Consider the following 15685-nt stretch of genomic DNA (forward strand, 5'->3'; position numbering starts at 1 on the left):
ACACCAAAGGGCGGATTATTCGAGCAAAAGAACCCGAATAAACCGCCCTATACAACTGCGACTTGTTTAGTTGATGTCGAGCAACTTTTCGCCGTAGCTACGCGGCGTGTACACCCATGACGCCCCTTGAGGCCGAGGAAACACACGAGTCGTCGATGAGCCAATCAACACCATGGTCCGCATGTCGACCTGATCCGGCGTCAATTGACCCAGCGTCGTGACCCGCAATGTCTGACCCGGACGCCCGACATCACGTCCCAATACAACGGGCGTGTCAGCACTGCGATGCAGGGCGACGATCTCCAGCGCACGCCCCAGCTGCCAAGGCCGGGAACGCGAGATCGGGTTGTAGAAAGCCATCGCCAGATCGGCTTGCGCCGCCAGGTCCAGACGCTTCTCGATGATGTCCCACGGCTTGAGATTGTCCGACAGCGACAGTACGCAGAAATCATGCCCCAACGGTGCACCCGCTTGTGCAGCTGTTGCCAGCGATGCCGAAACGCCCGGCAGGATTTCAAGGTCAACGTTGTGCCACGCTGGATCGCGGGACTCATGCAGTGCCTCGAGCACCGCCGCAGCCATGGCAAATACACCGGGATCCCCGGAAGAGACGACCACTACGCAGCGCCCCTGCGCCGCGAGCTCAAAGGCGTGGCGGGCACGCTGCATTTCTTCACGGTTGTCGGTGCAGTGCAGGACCTGATCCCCACGGAATGGTCCCGCCATGCGCACATAGGTTTCGTAACCGAGAACGTCATTGGCACGGGCCAGTTCCGCCTTGACCGCAGGCACCATCAGGTCAGCAGCGCCAGGGCCAAGACCGATCACCGCCAGACGACCGCGAGGACGGCCAATCGACAAGGGGTCCAGAGGCTGCTCGGCAACGGCAATGGCAATGGCCACATCGCCGAATAGGGAAACAGGCTGGTCGATGGCGTCATGCACCCATTGACTGACGGGGCCGACCTCATCGACAAATCGCAGGGGCACACCAAGCTCAAGCGCCGCTTCACGCAGCGACGCACTCGACATTTCACTGGCGGCGGCCAGCAGACAGGCCAACGACTGCACGGCGATTTTTGCCTGATGCAAAGCCACGCGAACCGCACTTGGCACATCGGCCACGTCGGCACTGACAGCCACCACTACGTTGCGTGGATAAATCAGCAGTTCATTGGCCGCCGGCACACGCTCGGCATGCCCGACGTGAACGGCCAGCCGCGCTTGCGGGTTTTCCGGTAACTGCGCCTGCACCAGCCAGGGTGCCGCGCCTTCGATGCGCACCGACTCACCGGCGAGCAAATCGCAAACGAAGCGTTTGCCCAGCTCAAGATCACCCAACGCGTAACCGCTGGGCGGGTTCAGCAGGCAGGTACCAAAACGCAATTCGCCACTGGTGGTGATCGCCGCCGACACGTCCAGCGCAACAGCAATCTCCCGCGCCAGCACGTTCACGCCTGCCAACCCACCGAGCAACGGCACCACGGCGCTACCGTCTTCGGCGACGGCAAGCACGGGGGGCTCGGCCCCCTTCTCCAGCAGCATCGGCGCGAGGGTGCGAATGACAATGCCGGCCGCACACAGGGCGATGATCGGCGTGTCTTGTTGATAAAGCTCACGCAATGTCGCACCGAACTCGTGGTACGTGCGATCGGCACCGACGACCCGTTCGGCCAGGCCGTGGATCAAGGCGCCGGGGTACAGCTGTTGAATGCTGCGTGCGGTAGCGAGGCTGCCATTGCCGAGAATGACAATGGCCGGAGCTGGACGAGTCATCAGCCTTGCCACCTCTCACCGGGAACGATGATCAGCGAGAAGTACGGCGACGACATCGGCTCGACCTGATCCAGCGGCACGATCTTCTGGTTGGCCATGGTCGCGCGTTCGACGTACAGCGCACGCTCGGCCAATCCGAGTTCTTCCAGCACCTGACGGACTTTCGGGAAGTTACGTCCCAGTTTCATGATCACCGCCGCATCGGCGTCGGCCAGACGACGCTTGAGATCATCGTGAGGCAGCACGCCGGACAGCACCGACAAGCTCTGATTGCGATACACCAACGGCGCACCCAGTACCGAAGCGCCGCCGAGCATCGAGCAGACACCCGGCACCACTTCGGCTTCATAACGCTCTGCCAACCGATCGTGCAGGTACATGTAGGAACCGTAGAAAAACGGATCGCCTTCGCAGATCACTGCCACGTCACGACCCGCATCAAGATGCGCTGCCAGCTCTTCACCGGCCGCATCGTAGAAATCGCTGATCACTTGCTCATAGGACAGCGGTGCCGGCAATGCCTCGGTGGTCACCGGATACACCAGTGGCAGCAAGGTTTGTGCGTCCTGTAAATGCGCTTCGATGATGCCGAAGGCGTTGCCCTTTTTACCCTTGGCGACGAAGTACGCCACCACCGGCGATTCGCGCAGCAGGCGCAGGGCTTTGACGGTTATCAGTTCCGGATCACCCGGTCCTACGCCAAGGCCGATCAAGCGTCCAGGTTGCTGCATCATTCGATCTCCGTGGCGAGGGCATTGACGGCGGCGGCGGCCATGGCGCTACCGCCCAGCCGGCCTTGCATGATAACGAACGGCACGCCGCGACTGTCGGCGGCCAGCGCTGCCTTGGATTCGGCGGCGCCAACGAAGCCCACCGGGAAGCCCAGGATCAGCGCCGGTTTCGGGGCACCGGCGTCGAGCATTTCAAGCAGGTAGAACAGTGCCGTCGGCGCGTTGCCGATCACTACCACACTGCCTTCCAGATGTGGACGCCAAAGCTCCAATGCAGCGGCGGAACGGGTGTTGCCCAATTCACGGGCAAGCTCGGGAACGCTTTCATCACGCAGGGTGCAGATGACCGGGTTGTTCGCCGGCAAACGCGTGCGGGTTATGCCCTCGGACACCATCCGTGCATCACACAGGATCGGCGCGCCGGCGGCCAGCGCATCGCGCCCGGCCTTGCCCGCGCCTGGGGAAAACTGCAAACCGTCAATCGCATCGACCATGCCGCAAGCATGGATCACACGGACCGCGAGTTTTTCCAGATCGGCCGGAATGCGCTCGAGGTTGGCCTCGGCACGAATGATCGCGAAGGAATTGCGATAGATCTCCTGACCGTCGCGGATGTAATCAAGCATCAAGGGGGCTCCGTGAGCGGGCGTCGAGCAAGGCCGCGACCGCGTCGATAGTAAGATTGCGAGCGTGCAGCGCGCCGAAACCCGGCTGCGCGGCATCGCGAAAATAGAGGTCGTAGTGACCAGGGCACGTCGCCAACAATGTGACGGGCGCCGTGTGTGCGCACGCGCAGGAGCGCGGGCAACCCGACAAGTGAACCTGCACCTGTGCGCATTGATCATGCAGCCGTTCGGCCAGTTGCCGCGCGTCGCCCTTGGTATCCGCCAAGCCTTTGCCGCAACCGGCCGATCCGGTGCAGGCCACCAGATGGGCCAGGGTCTGATCGGCGTCGACCAGATAACCCAACGCCTGCAATTGTTGGCGCAGGGCTGGTGAATCCTCATTGCGAACATTGGGCAGCAACAGGCTCTGCCAGGGGGTCAGGCGCAGGCTGGCATCACCAAACGCCTCGGCCAGATGAGCTGCCCCCTTGAGCATCGTCGGGTCCAGCCGCCCCAAGGGCGGCACGGCGCCGACATAGACCAGGCCTTCCTGACGCTGTGGGTAACTGCCGATGTGCAATCGCGCAGGGGCAGTCGGGCGCTGCCATGGTTCTATGGCAAACAAGGGCACTCGCTCGGCCAGGCGTTGCAGCAGCGAATCAAGCGAATGCTCGGCCAACAGATGCCGCATCCGGGTCTGATCCGGCCGTGCAAGTTCAAGAAACAACTCCAGCACTGCCACCACCAAGGCATGTCCGTCACACAGCAATACCGCTGCCGCCGGTGGCTCGGAGGGGCACCCCGCCAGGCCGAAAGCCAGCACTGGCTCGCCGTTTCGCGCAACCGCACTCAGCCAGAGGTCATGGGGATGTTCGAGCATTGCCAAGGCTTCACCGCCATCCAGTTGCACGGCGAACTTGGCCGATAACTCATGGAAGCGCACATGGGTTTGCAAGCTGTCGAGAATTTCCCGGGCCAAGGGTCTGCTGTCGATCAGCATGTGCCGGTCAATGCCGGCGCTGGGGCTGAGCATCAGGTTGCGCACATCATCGCCTGCCACGTTGACAGGCCCCAGCCCGACGGCCAGCAGGCTGTCGATCAACGCCGAGGCCTGTTGGCCAATCCCGCGAATTTGCAAATTGGCGCGGTTAGTCGCCTCTATCACGCCCCCGGCATATCGTTCGGCGGCATCAGCCACCGCCACCGCCTGATCTGCGCGGATAGCCCCGCCAGCGAGTTTGATCCGACAAATACCGCCATCCAGTGCCTGAACGACACGCAACAACCCGGGACAGGCCGATGGGCGCAAGGGACTGGATGTCTGGGGTGAATTCACGGGGGATGACCGGCAACGGGACGAAGGGGCGCATTATGCCTGCTTTGCCCGGTCGGATGAAAAAGCTCAACTGGATTGACGACGAAGCGCGCCACTCAAGGTCATCGCTCGTGTCGCTTGAAGACTCAAACGCCCACCGGATTTTCTGTTTTGAGTGCAACCCCCGTGCATTTAACAGCAAGTAGCAGTTCTTCACGCCAACTTCATTTCAACCTCAAACAGGCTGCTGTACTTTCACCAACAGGAAAATTACTTCCTCCAATACAATATTTATTCACGGACTGAATATGAACAATAACAACTTCTCCGGCGTATTGACCGGCCCGAATCTGCTTTCGTGCATTGAAGACATGTCACTTGCGGATCATGACCACCTGACCCACTGCACACAGATCGCCACCCTATCCGCCGACACGGCCTGCAGCCGCTTTGTCGATTCGACAAAGTGGCTGAATGAATATGTAAATACGCTGGACTTCTTAGGTTGGTCCGTCTTCCAGGATGCAATCTTTACCCGCACCCGTCACGACGTCTTGAGAAGCGTCGCGGACTTCCTGGTCGAGAGCGCTGGGAAGATGCCCGACCGCCGACAAGGCAACGCGATGATTGACACGCTCGACGCACTGAAACCCGACAAGCCGGCGCTGCTCTCCCTGGACCAGGAAAGTCTCCTGGGGCGGCACTTTCAGGTTATCCCTGCCCGCTATGACGCCAACGGGTTTCTTGAAATCGCGGTGTTCAATCTTGAATTGGTGGCGTCCACAAAAGAAAGCAACTTCCTGTACGTTGAATCGGAAAAGCGCTCCGCCACAATCATCCAGCAACGAGCCTGTCTCAAACTGGACAAAGGAAAACTTGAAACAAAAAGAACGCTTATTGATAAAAAACGTCGCGAGATCAGAATGAAAAGATTCGACCTTCCCAGAACCAACCCATAAGACAATCTGATTAAATCTCCATCACTTTTCAGGGCAACCATCGCCCTTGACCGCGATTTCATCGACTGCCGACGGGCGAATGCAATCGACACCGCGTTATGATGCGCAACCGCGCCGGGCGAGACAGACATGAGCGCGGTGATGATTTGGCTTTTGTCTATAGAAGAGGAATGGCATGCCCCCTTGGCTGACAGTTGTAGGCATCGGTGAAGACGGCTTCAAGGGCTTGGGCAAGAACGCTCGAAACGCCCTGCTGGGCGCTTCGCGGATCATTGGCGGTCAGCGGCAACTGGATTTGCTGCCGGTATGCATTCGTGGCGAGCGACAATTGTGGCCCAGCCCGTTTTCGCTGGCCCCGGTGCTGGAACGGCACGGTGAACCGGTTTGCGTGCTGGCCAGCGGCGACCCGATGTTCTTTGGTGTCGGCGCCAGCCTCGCCCGGCAATTGCCCAGCGATGAGATGCTGATCTTGCCTGCACCCTCTTCCTGCTCACTCGCCGCCGCGCGCATGGGCTGGCCGCTGCAGGATGTGGTGACGCTGTCGGTGGTTGCCCGCCCCATCGCGGCACTTAATGCGCAATTGTCCGGTGGCGTTCGTTTACTGGTGCTGAGCAATGACGGCCAAAGCCCTGCCGCGATCGCGGCGCTGTTGCGCGAACGCGGTTTCGGGCCGAGCCGCCTGAGCGTGCTGGAACATTTGGGTGGTGAGACCGAGCGACGCATCGACGGTAGCGCCAACGACTGGGCCGACCCGGCTGTCGCCGACCTGAACCTGATCGCCATCGAATGCATCGCACAAGCAAACGCGCCGCGCCTGTCGCGACTGGCCGGCCTGCCAGACTCCGCCTTCAAGCACGACGGACAACTGACCAAACGCGATGTGCGCGCGATCACACTCGCTCGACTGGCACCGATTCCCGGCGACCTGTTATGGGATGTCGGTGCCGGCAGCGGCTCCATTGGCATCGAATGGATGCGCGCGCATCCAAGTTGCCGCGCGCTGGCCATTGAGGCTGATGAAGGTCGGCAACTGTTGATCGAGCACAACCGCGACGCACTCGGCGTGCCCGGCCTGCAACTGATTCGCGGCAGCGCACCGCAAGCCCTGGCGGGCCTCGAACGCCCGGACGCGATTTTCATCGGCGGCGGGGTCACTCGCGAAGGCGTGCTCGACACTTGCTGGGCAGCGCTCAAACCTGGCGGCCGCCTGATCGCCAATGCGGTCACGCTGCAAAGTGAAATGACCCTGATGGCCTGGCGCGAACGGCACGGCGGCGAGCTGACGCGTATTCATATCGCCCAGGCACAGCCCCTGGGCGACTTCGACACCTGGCGCCAGGCGTTGCCGATTACCTTGCTGGACGTGGTCAAACCCTTCGATGCGTGACGAAACCGCCGAACAACCTGCCCCATTGCGCAGCGGCCTGACCACGGGCAGCTGCGCCACCGCGACCAGCCTGGCAGCGGCTCGCCTGCTACTCGGTGGTGTGAGCTCGGACGCGGTGGAGATCGTGCTGCCCAAAGGCAAGCAGGTGCAGATGCGCCTGGAATTCTGTCGCCTCATGGAAGGCGGCGCCGAGGCCGGGACAATCAAGGATGCCGGGGACGATCCCGACGTAACCCACGGTGCGCTGCTCTACTCTCAAGTGCGCCTGCGCAGTGAGCCGGGGACAGGTTTCATTGCGGGCCGTGGTGTTGGCACGGTAACCCGACCGGGGCTGGTGCTGGGTGTCGGCGAGCCAGCGATCAATCCGGTGCCGCGCAAGATGATCAGCGATCACCTGGCGCTACTCGCCAACGAATTCGGTTACCGCGGCGGTTTCGAGGTCACAGTGAATGTCGAGAACGGTGAGGCCCTGGCATTGAAAACCATGAACCCGCGCCTGGGCATTCTCGGTGGCCTGTCGATCCTGGGCACCAGCGGCATTGTCCGGCCGTTTTCCTGCGCAGCCTACATCGCCTCGATCCACCAGGGGATCGACGTGGCCAAAACCAACGGCTATCTGCACATCGCCGCGTGCACGGGCAACGCCAGCGAAGACACCATGCGCAGGGTCTACAACCTGCCGGAAATCGCCCTGATCGAAATGGGCGATTTCGTCGGTGCAGTGCTCAAGCACCTGCGCAAGGTACCGGTGGAAAAACTCAGCCTGTGTGGCGGCTTCGGCAAGATCAGCAAACTGGCAGCCGGGCACATGGACCTGCACAGTCGGCACTCGAGCATCGATCTGCCGCAACTGGCCGAATGGGCCGCCGCGGTCGGTGCCGATACGGCGTTGCAGCAAGGCATCCGTGAAGCCAATACCAGTCAACAGGCCCTGGCGATGGCCAGCGCCGCAGGAATCGCCCTCGGCGATGCCGTGTGCCAACACGCCCTGCTCTTTGCCCGCAGTGTGGTGCCGGCGCAGGTTCAGGTCGAAGTGTTTGCCATCGATCGCCAGGGCGGGATTGTCGGCCATGCGGGAGCTTTTCAATGAAGCGCATTCTGCTGCTGGGCGGCGTGACCGAGGCCCTGGCGATTGCCCGGACCCTCGGCCCACGACACATCTATAGCCTGGCGGGTGTCGGTCGAGTGCCGACGGACTTGAACTGCCAGGTGCGTGTGGGTGGCTATGGCGGCGCCGAAGGCCTGGCGCAGTTCATCCGCCATGAACGGATTGATCTGTTGCTGGATGCGACTCATCCCTACGCCGCCCAGATCAGTCAAAACGCTGCGCTGGCGGCTCGCTTGAGCGGTATCGCCTGCTGGGCGCTGCGACGTCCGGCATGGCAACCACAAGCCGGCGATGACTGGCGCGATGTCAGTGATTGGCCCGAGTTGATCGAGGCGCTGAAACCCTTCCGTCGACCGTTGTTCACCCTGGGTCGCGAGCCCTTGCAACATCTGGACGAAATCCCGCCGGAGCAGTTCTGGACCTTGCGCGCGCTGGACGTATACCCCGGCAATGACCGCTGCGAAGTGATCGGCGCCCGTGGACCGTTCCAGATCGTTGATGAACGCGAGTTGTTCGAACGTCGCAACATCGACGTACTGATCAGCAAAAACAGCGGCAGCACGGCCACCGAGCCGAAGCTGGAAGTGGCGCGCGAGCGTGGAGTGCCGGTGCTGGTGTTGAAGCGGCCGGAGTTGCCGGTGCCAGATCGAGAGTTTGGGTCGGTGGTAGATGTGCTGGACGCCCTAACGGAGTCGGACTATTCCTGAGACCTGTTGAGCCCTGCGATTTGCTGACAACACTCTCGGACTGATCTGACTGTCCGCACCAGGACTCTAACCCTATAGTCCTCTCCCTCCTGATCTATCAAGAGTAAGTCATGGCCGAACGATTTACCCGTTTTGACGCCGCCGAGTTTCTCAAAACACCGGAAGAAATGGCGGCTTATCTGGACGCCTGCTTTGAAGAGGATGCAGGCGACGGTGTACTGATACGCGCAGCTCTGAACGATATAGCCCGAGCAAAGGGCATGACACAAATTGCCCGTGATGCCGGCCTGGGACGCGAGAGTCTGTACAAAGCGCTGAGCAGTAGTGGCAATCCGGAATTCGCGACTATCATGAAGGTTATGAAAGCCTTGGGCCTGCGCTTGCATGCCATCGCTGATTGATTGCGCTGCGACACCACACCGCACGCAGTGTTTTTACTTATCGGCCCTGATCAGGCTAAATAGCCGCGCCTGATCGCCCACCCACCGGATTTGTCCCATGTCCCGACAACGGCTCGCAATTGCCTGGATCGCCTGCTTCGCAGTGCTGTTCAACATGCTCGCCATGCCGATGTCCGGAGCGATGGCGCAGACGGCGAAACTGCCAGCCGAACAGTTGCTGTGGGGCAGTTTCTGCTCGTCCAGCGGCACCAGGATGGTGGCGATTTCCCTGGGCGACATCGAGCAGAAAGCCCCGCAAAGCGACGACCATTCCAACATGCAGCATTGCTGGTGCTGCAGCGGCTCCGCGCCACTGGTGGCGTTGCCCGGGCATGAACCCCAACTGTATTACGCGCAGTTCGAATCGAATCGAAGCCTGCCTCCCGCTGCATTCAATACCCCGACACCCCGCCAGCAATGGCCCAGCCTCAACCCCCGTGCCTCTCCTCTGGTGTGATTGTTTCTCGCAATTGATCTGCGTTTTGAATCGCCTGGAGAACTGCCATCTTGAACAGACTCATCGTTCTGGCCGCGTTGCTGCTGCCTGCCTGCTTTGCCAATGCCCACGAATACACACAAGGCGATCTGCAGATCGCTCATCCCTGGTCGCAAGAGTTGCCGCCCAATGCGCCGAACGTCGCGGCCTATTTCGTGATCCACAACGCAGGCAAGACCGCCGACCGCCTGCTCAGCGTCGACTCGCCGATTGCGGGTGAGGCCCAGCTGCATGAACATCTGATGCAAAACGACGTGATGAAAATGCAGCACGTACCGAGCGTGGAAATCCCCGCTGGCGGCGAAGTCACTTTTGCGCCGATGGCCTATCACGTGATGCTGCTGAACCTGAAGGACCGCAGCCTGCTGAGCGACGGCAAGCGCTTCCCGCTGACCCTGCACTTCGAGAAGTCCGGTGACGTGACGGTCGAAGTGGCGGTGCAGAAGCAAGCGTCCGAGGCCACGCAAAAGCACGCGCACGTTCAGTAAACAGCTATCGCGACGCCGCCCATGCGCCCGCCAGGCACCAGGTCATCCGCCCACCGTCGTCAGCCATTGAGCCTGACGCGCGGCAGCTGGATCAGCCTGTTCGCCATGTTGATGATCTTTATCGGTCCGCTGATTTCTCAGTCGATGCCGATGGATCAGCGCGCCTCAATGTCCATGAGCATGTCGATGGACATGAGCATGGACATGTCGGCGATGGAGCACGCGGATCACGCCGCACAACCGACTGACGAGCATTGCCCGCCAGCATCCGGGCACCACGCAATCTGGGAAAAATGCGGCTATTGCAGCCTGCTGTTCAATTGCCCGGCGCTCACCGGGGGCGGGGTATTCACAGCGTTCGACACCCCACCCGCCAACACATGCACCACACCATCCCCTCGCCTGGGCCATGCCCGGCAAACCTTCTTCCCCGGCGCCCGCACCCGCGCCCCGCCCGTCGTCGCGTAAACACCCACCGCTGGTTTCACACGGTCCTGTAGGAGCGACCGTGTCGTTTACGACTGTTCGATGGAAATTGTCATGTCCAGGATTGCCGCTGTCCCCTGCTTGAGCGCTGCCCAAGCCACCCTCACCCTGAACGAATCCAGCATTCGTTTCAGGCACGCCACCGCCATCCTGTGCGGTGCGTTGCTGGCGCCATCCGCGCTGGCCGATGAACACGCAGATCATAGTGAAGAACTGAGCCCGACGGTCATCACCGCCATTGCCCCGAGTTCGCCACTGACCATCGTCACCAACCCCAGGGACCCGCGCCAACCCGTGCCGGCCAGCGACGGCTCGGACTATCTGAAAACCATTCCAGGCTTCGCCCAGGTGCGCAATGGCGGCACCAATGGCGACCCGGTGCTGCGCGGCATGTTCGGCTCGCGCCTGAACATCCTCACCAACGGCGGCATGATGCTCGGCGCGTGCCCCGGCCGGATGGACGCACCGACCTCGTACATCTCCCCGCAAACCTACGACAAGCTAACCGTCATCAAAGGTCCGCAGACCGTGCTCTGGGGACCGGGTGCCTCGGCCGGCACCATCCTCTTCGACCGTGAACCGGAACGTTTCGGCGAGCTCGGCACGCGGGTGAACGCCAGTGTGCTGGCCGGCTCCAACGGCCGCTTTGACAAGTTGGTCGACGCCGCCGCCGGCGGACCATTGGGCTATGTGCGGGTGATCGGCAACACCGCCCAGGCCGACGACTACAAGGATGGCAACAACGACACCGTGGCATCGCGCTACGACAAATGGAACGGCGACGTCGCGCTCGGCTGGACCCCGGATGCCGATACCCTGCTCGAGTTCACCGCCGGCAAGGGTGACGGCGAGGCGCGCTACGCAGGACGCGGCATGGACGGTTCGCAGTTCAAGCGCGAGAGCCTCGGCCTGCGCTTCGAGAAGTCCAACATCAGCGACGTGCTGGAAAAGCTCGAGGCGCAGGTCTACTACAACTACGCCGACCATGTGATGGACAACTACACGCTGCGAACGCCGTCCGGCACCGGGATGATGGCCGGCCCCATGGCGTCCAACGTCGACCGTCGGACCCTTGGCGCGCGAGTCAAGGCCACCTGGCGTTGGGCCGACGTGCAGTTGATCGGCGGCATTGACGCGCAGACCAACGAGCACCGCCAACACAGCGCCATGGGCATCGACACCTACAAGGACCTGCCGTACACCAAAGATGCCGACTTCCATAACTACGGAGTGTTCAGCGAACTGACCTGGTACGCCGCCGAGCGTGACCGACTCATCACCGGCGCACGCCTGGACCGCGCTTCGGCCAAGGATTACCGGCAAACCATCGGCTCGGGAATGATGACCCGCCCCAACCCGACCGCCGACGACACCCGCGTCGATACGCTGCCCAGTGGTTTCATCCGCTACGAACATGACCTGGCCGACAGCCCGACCACGGTGTATGCGGGCCTGGGTCACACCCAGCGTTTCCCGGACTACTGGGAACTGTTTTCACCCAATTCCGGCCCCGCCGGATCGGTGAATGCCTTCGATTCGATCAAACCCGAGAAAACCACCCAGCTCGACTTCGGCCTGCAATACAAGTCCGAAGACCTCGATGCCTGGGCCTCGGCTTACATCGGCCAGGTGCGCGACTACATCCTGTTCAACTACACACCCGCCATGATGGGCATGAGCTCGCAAGCGCAGAACATCGATGCGCGAATCATGGGTGGCGAACTGGGCTCCGCCTACGAACTCACCGAACACTGGAAAGCCGACGCCACCCTGGCCTACGCCTGGGGCAAGAACAGCAGCGATGGCAATGCCCTGCCGCAAATGCCACCGCTGGACGCCCGCTTCGGCTTGACCTACATCGAAGACAACTGGAGCGCCGGCGCACTGTGGAGAGTGGTCGCCGCGCAAAACCGTATCGACCAGAACAAAGGCAACGTGGTCGGCAAGGACTTCGACAAGACCCCGGGTTTTGCCGTGTTCTCGCTCAACGGCGCCTATCGGATCAACCAGCACTGGAAGGTCAGCAGCGGCGTCGACAACCTGTTCGGCAAGGCCTACGCCGAACACCTGAACCTGGCCGGCAACGCCGGTTTCGGCTACCCGGCCAATGACCCGCAAGCCATCAAGGAACCGGGGCGCACGCTCTGGACCAGGATTGATATGAGTTTCTAACAAAAAAAGTCAAAAGATCGCAGGCTGCGCCAGCGCCTACATTGGCACGCGTACACCCTGTAGGAGCTGTCGAGTGAAACGAGGCTGCGATCTTTTACAGACAATTGATTCGCCAAGCGGAGCACAACCGATGAAACAGCCCAAAGTGAATTTCTACAACCTGGCCTGGCGCTGGCACTTCTATGCCGGATTGTTCGTTGCACCATTCATGGTGATGCTGGCCCTGACCGGCACGATCTACCTGTTCAAACCGCAACTCGACTCATTGATGTACAGCAGCCTGCTCAACGTCCCGGCCGGGCACCACACAGTGCCGGCCGATGACCTGCTCAACCGGGTGAAAACCGCTTATCCACAAGCAACGATCAAACAATACCTGCCGCCTGTAAACGCCGAGCGCAGCGCCCAGTTTGTCGTGCTCAACGGTGAAAACGAGCTGAACGTGTTCGTCGACCCGTACCACGGCGACATTCTCGGCGAGCAAGACGCCAAGAAGAACCTGCAAGCGGTCGCGCGGGCGATTCACGGCGAACTGATGATCGGCACCGTCGGTGACCGACTGGTGGAACTGGCCGCTGGTTGGGCAGTGGTGCTGGTGGTGTCCGGCGTGTTCCTGTGGTGGCCGCGCGGTCAGGCCGCGGGCATTCTCTGGCCGCGCCTGAGCAGTCGAGGCCGGGTGTTGTGGCGAGACCTGCACGCCGTCACCGGTTTCTGGGGCGCCTCGTTGCTGTTGGTGATGCTGCTCAGCGGCATGACCTGGACCGGCTTCTGGGGCCAGCAATACGCCGCCGTCTGGAACGTCTTTCCGGCCGCGATGTGGGACAACGTGCCCAAGTCCGACGTCGAAGCGCGCAGCCTCAACAGCGCCACCCGCCAGACTGTGCCGTGGGCCATGGAAAATACGCCGATGCCGATGTCGGGCGATCATGCCGAACACATGGCCCACGATGCAGCGCCAGCCGGTCCGGCCGCGCCGACCATCAGCCTGCAGGACGTGCAGAACATCGCCGTGCAACGCAAGGTCGAGCCAGGCTACAGCATCACGTTCCCGACCACGGCCACCGGCGTTTTCACCATCGCCGTGTTCGCCGATGACCCACGCAACGACGCTACCCTGCATGTCGATCAATACACCGGCGACGTCCTCGCCGACGTACGCTACGAGCAGTACGGCGCCGTCGCCCGCGCCACGGAAATCGGTGTGATGCTGCACGAAGGCAAGATGTTCGGCGCGCTCAACCAGATCATCGTCCTGCTGATCTGCCTGATGATCTTGCTCAGTGCGGTCAGCGGCGTGGTGATCTGGTGGAAGCGTCGTCCACAAGGCAAGTTGGGTGTCCCGCCGCTGCGCCACGACCTGCCAAAATGGAAAACCGCGATGGTGATCATGTTCGCCCTGGCGGTGGCGTTTCCGTTGGTGGGCGTTTCGCTGGTAGTCGTCTGGCTGCTCGACCGGCTGCTACTGTCACGCTTCAATCGACAAACTGAAAGCACCTCGACTTAACCATGAGCCTGGCGAGATGCGCGGGATTGCCGCGCATCTCGCCCGCCCCAATGTGGCGCATCCCGACGCACCACTACCCTGACCACGTCCCGTGATGGTGCGCTCTCAAACCCGCGCAACCGCTCTAACACGACATTCCCCTGCCTTTTCCCGACTGGGCACAGCCCTTGCTAAAGACCCTTCAGTAGTCCGCATCTGCCAACCAAGAAAATTCATAAGTTCATGGAGATCGCACAATGAAGCGTCGCAGTTTGATCAAGGCTTTCACACTCACGGCAAGCATTGCCGCGATGGGCATGACCTGGACTGTCCAGGCCGCCGAGACCATCAAGGTCGGTATCCTGCATTCGTTGTCCGGCACCATGGCGATCTCCGAAACATCGCTCAAGGACATGGCGCTGATGACCATCGACGAGATCAACGCCAAGGGCGGCGTGAACGGCAAGATGCTCGAAGCGGTGGTGGTGGACCCGGCGTCGAACTGGCCTCTGTTCGCTGAAAAAGGCCGGCAGTTGCTGACCCAGGACAAGGTCGCCGTGGTGTTCGGATGCTGGACCTCGGTGTCGCGCAAATCAGTGTTGCCAGTGTTCGAAGAACTCAATGGCCTACTGTTCTACCCAGTGCAGTACGAAGGCGAAGAGATGTCGCCGAACGTGTTCTACACCGGCGCCGCGCCGAACCAGCAAGCGATCCCCGCCGTCGAGTACCTGATGAGCGAAGAAGGCGGCAGCGCCAAGCGTTACTTCCTGCTCGGCACCGACTACGTCTACCCACGTACCACCAACAAGATCCTACGTTCGTTCCTGCACTCCAAAGGCGTGGCCGACAAGGACATCGAAGAGGTCTACACGCCGTTCGGCCACAGCGACTACCAGACCATCGTCGCCAACATCAAGAAATTCTCGGCCGGCGGCAAGACTGCGGTCATCTCGACGGTCAATGGCGACTCCAATGTGCCGTTCTACAAGGAACTGGCGAACCAGGGTCTGAAAGCCACCGACGTGCCGGTCGTGGCGTTCTCGGTGGGCGAAGAAGAACTGCGCGGCATCGACACCAAGCCGCTGGTGGGCAACCTCGCGGCATGGAACTACTTCGAGTCGGTCGAGAACCCGGCGAACAAGAAATTCGTTGCCGACTGGAAAGCCTACGCGAAGAAACACAACCTGCCAGGCGCCGACAAAGCCGTGACCAACGACCCGATGGAGGCCACTTACGTCGGCATCCACATGTGGGCGCAGGCGGCCGAAAAAGCCAAGTCCACCGACGTCGACAAAGTCCGCGAAGCCCTGGCCGGCCAGACTTTTGCCGCGCCGTCCGGCTACACCCTGACCATGGACAAGACCAATCACCACCTGCACAAGCCGGTGATGATCGGCGAGATCCAGGCCGACGGTCAGTTCAACGTGGTGTGGCAGACCGAAGGGCCGATCCGCGCCCAGCCGTGGAGCCCGTTCATCCCGGGCAACGACAAGAAGCCGGAGTATGCGGTGAAGAGCAACTGAGCCAACCCG

General features: G+C 61.5%; 15 protein-coding genes. 11 read left to right on the forward strand and 4 right to left on the reverse strand.

Annotated features, from left to right (window positions below; all coding sequences use genetic code 11):
• Positions 1–66: 66 nt before the first annotated feature.
• From cobJ to cobG, 4 genes are read right to left on the reverse strand one after another with little or no spacing between them, the layout of a single operon-like run.
• Positions 67–1776 (reverse strand): precorrin-3B C(17)-methyltransferase, encoded by a 1710-nt coding sequence (gene cobJ / locus ACIO0C_RS17620; protein ID WP_401314100.1) that lies wholly within the window; start codon positions 1774–1776, stop codon positions 67–69.
• A complete protein-coding gene (locus ACIO0C_RS17625; RefSeq protein ID WP_017336332.1) occupies positions 1776–2507 on the reverse strand; it encodes a precorrin-2 C(20)-methyltransferase in 732 nt (243 codons plus the stop codon). The genes cobJ and ACIO0C_RS17625 overlap by 1 nt, the downstream gene beginning before the upstream one ends.
• On the reverse strand, positions 2507–3133 hold the full coding sequence (locus tag ACIO0C_RS17630; protein ID WP_272604485.1) for a precorrin-8X methylmutase: 627 nt from the start codon (positions 3131–3133) through the stop codon (positions 2507–2509). The genes ACIO0C_RS17625 and ACIO0C_RS17630 overlap by 1 nt, the downstream gene beginning before the upstream one ends.
• Positions 3126–4448 (reverse strand): precorrin-3B synthase, encoded by a 1323-nt coding sequence (gene cobG, locus ACIO0C_RS17635; protein ID WP_401314102.1) that lies wholly within the window; start codon positions 4446–4448, stop codon positions 3126–3128. The genes ACIO0C_RS17630 and cobG overlap by 8 nt, the downstream gene beginning before the upstream one ends.
• 287 nt (positions 4449–4735) lie before the next feature.
• Between cobG and ACIO0C_RS17640 the strand changes: the two genes are divergently transcribed.
• The 11 genes from ACIO0C_RS17640 (at position 4736) to urtA (ending at position 15676) form a co-directional block, all read left to right on the forward strand.
• Positions 4736–5386, forward strand: coding sequence for a hypothetical protein (locus tag ACIO0C_RS17640; RefSeq protein WP_401314104.1), 651 nt, complete (start codon positions 4736–4738; stop codon positions 5384–5386).
• Positions 5387–5561: 175 nt separating this feature from the next.
• The gene (cbiE, locus tag ACIO0C_RS17645) at positions 5562–6773 is read left to right on the forward strand and encodes a precorrin-6y C5,15-methyltransferase (decarboxylating) subunit CbiE (RefSeq protein ID WP_401314106.1); all 1212 of its coding nucleotides are present in this window, start codon (positions 5562–5564) and stop codon (positions 6771–6773) included.
• A complete protein-coding gene (locus ACIO0C_RS17650; RefSeq protein WP_401314108.1) occupies positions 6766–7863 on the forward strand; it encodes a cobalt-precorrin-5B (C(1))-methyltransferase in 1098 nt (365 codons plus the stop codon). Before cbiE ends, ACIO0C_RS17650 begins: the two co-directional genes overlap by 8 nt.
• Positions 7860–8588, forward strand: coding sequence for a cobalt-precorrin-6A reductase (locus ACIO0C_RS17655; protein ID WP_401314109.1), 729 nt, complete (start codon positions 7860–7862; stop codon positions 8586–8588). The genes ACIO0C_RS17650 and ACIO0C_RS17655 overlap by 4 nt, the downstream gene beginning before the upstream one ends.
• Before the next feature lie 110 nt (positions 8589–8698).
• Positions 8699–8989, forward strand: a complete 291-nt coding sequence (locus tag ACIO0C_RS17660; protein WP_008058866.1) for an addiction module antidote protein — start codon at positions 8699–8701, stop codon at positions 8987–8989.
• A 97-nt stretch (positions 8990–9086) separates the two neighbouring features.
• Positions 9087–9485, forward strand: coding sequence for a DUF2946 domain-containing protein (locus ACIO0C_RS17665; RefSeq protein WP_401314112.1), 399 nt, complete (start codon positions 9087–9089; stop codon positions 9483–9485).
• A 47-nt stretch (positions 9486–9532) separates the two neighbouring features.
• Positions 9533–10012: a copper chaperone PCu(A)C gene (locus tag ACIO0C_RS17670; protein WP_401314211.1), complete on the forward strand. Its 480-nt coding sequence runs from the start codon at positions 9533–9535 to the stop codon at positions 10010–10012.
• Positions 10013–10033: 21 nt separating this feature from the next.
• On the forward strand, positions 10034–10480 hold the full coding sequence (locus ACIO0C_RS17675) for a DUF2946 domain-containing protein (protein ID WP_401314114.1): 447 nt from the start codon (positions 10034–10036) through the stop codon (positions 10478–10480).
• Positions 10481–10552: 72 nt separating this feature from the next.
• The gene (locus ACIO0C_RS17680; RefSeq protein WP_401314116.1) at positions 10553–12670 is read left to right on the forward strand and encodes a TonB-dependent copper receptor; all 2118 of its coding nucleotides are present in this window, start codon (positions 10553–10555) and stop codon (positions 12668–12670) included.
• A 130-nt stretch (positions 12671–12800) separates the two neighbouring features.
• Positions 12801–14174: a PepSY-associated TM helix domain-containing protein gene (locus tag ACIO0C_RS17685; RefSeq protein ID WP_401314117.1), complete on the forward strand. Its 1374-nt coding sequence runs from the start codon at positions 12801–12803 to the stop codon at positions 14172–14174.
• Positions 14175–14410: 236 nt separating this feature from the next.
• Positions 14411–15676, forward strand: coding sequence for an urea ABC transporter substrate-binding protein (gene urtA / locus ACIO0C_RS17690; protein WP_020797581.1), 1266 nt, complete (start codon positions 14411–14413; stop codon positions 15674–15676).
• Positions 15677–15685: the final 9 nt, after the last annotated feature.

It is taken from the genome of Pseudomonas sp. NPDC087336 (assembly GCF_044744285.1).
Lineage (GTDB): Bacteria > Pseudomonadota > Gammaproteobacteria > Pseudomonadales > Pseudomonadaceae > Aquipseudomonas.

What these genes read in the sequence shown, in the direction of transcription:
- cobJ (WP_401314100.1), bottom strand. Translation starts at nt 1,776, where the DNA reads ATGACTCGTCCAGCTCCGGCCATTGTCATTCTCGGCAATGGCAGCCTC.
- ACIO0C_RS17625 (WP_017336332.1), bottom strand. Translation starts at nt 2,507, where the DNA reads ATGCAGCAACCTGGACGCTTGATCGGCCTTGGCGTAGGACCGGGTGAT.
- ACIO0C_RS17630 (WP_272604485.1), bottom strand. Translation starts at nt 3,133, where the DNA reads ATGCTTGATTACATCCGCGACGGTCAGGAGATCTATCGCAATTCCTTC.
- ACIO0C_RS17640 (WP_401314104.1), top strand. Translation starts at nt 4,736, where the DNA reads ATGAACAATAACAACTTCTCCGGCGTATTGACCGGCCCGAATCTGCTT.
- cbiE (WP_401314106.1), top strand. Translation starts at nt 5,562, where the DNA reads ATGCCCCCTTGGCTGACAGTTGTAGGCATCGGTGAAGACGGCTTCAAG.
- ACIO0C_RS17650 (WP_401314108.1), top strand. Translation starts at nt 6,766, where the DNA reads ATGCGTGACGAAACCGCCGAACAACCTGCCCCATTGCGCAGCGGCCTG.
- ACIO0C_RS17655 (WP_401314109.1), top strand. Translation starts at nt 7,860, where the DNA reads ATGAAGCGCATTCTGCTGCTGGGCGGCGTGACCGAGGCCCTGGCGATT.
- ACIO0C_RS17660 (WP_008058866.1), top strand. Translation starts at nt 8,699, where the DNA reads ATGGCCGAACGATTTACCCGTTTTGACGCCGCCGAGTTTCTCAAAACA.
- ACIO0C_RS17665 (WP_401314112.1), top strand. Translation starts at nt 9,087, where the DNA reads ATGTCCCGACAACGGCTCGCAATTGCCTGGATCGCCTGCTTCGCAGTG.
- ACIO0C_RS17675 (WP_401314114.1), top strand. Translation starts at nt 10,034, where the DNA reads ATGCGCCCGCCAGGCACCAGGTCATCCGCCCACCGTCGTCAGCCATTG.
- ACIO0C_RS17680 (WP_401314116.1), top strand. Translation starts at nt 10,553, where the DNA reads ATGTCCAGGATTGCCGCTGTCCCCTGCTTGAGCGCTGCCCAAGCCACC.
- ACIO0C_RS17685 (WP_401314117.1), top strand. Translation starts at nt 12,801, where the DNA reads ATGAAACAGCCCAAAGTGAATTTCTACAACCTGGCCTGGCGCTGGCAC.
- urtA (WP_020797581.1), top strand. Translation starts at nt 14,411, where the DNA reads ATGAAGCGTCGCAGTTTGATCAAGGCTTTCACACTCACGGCAAGCATT.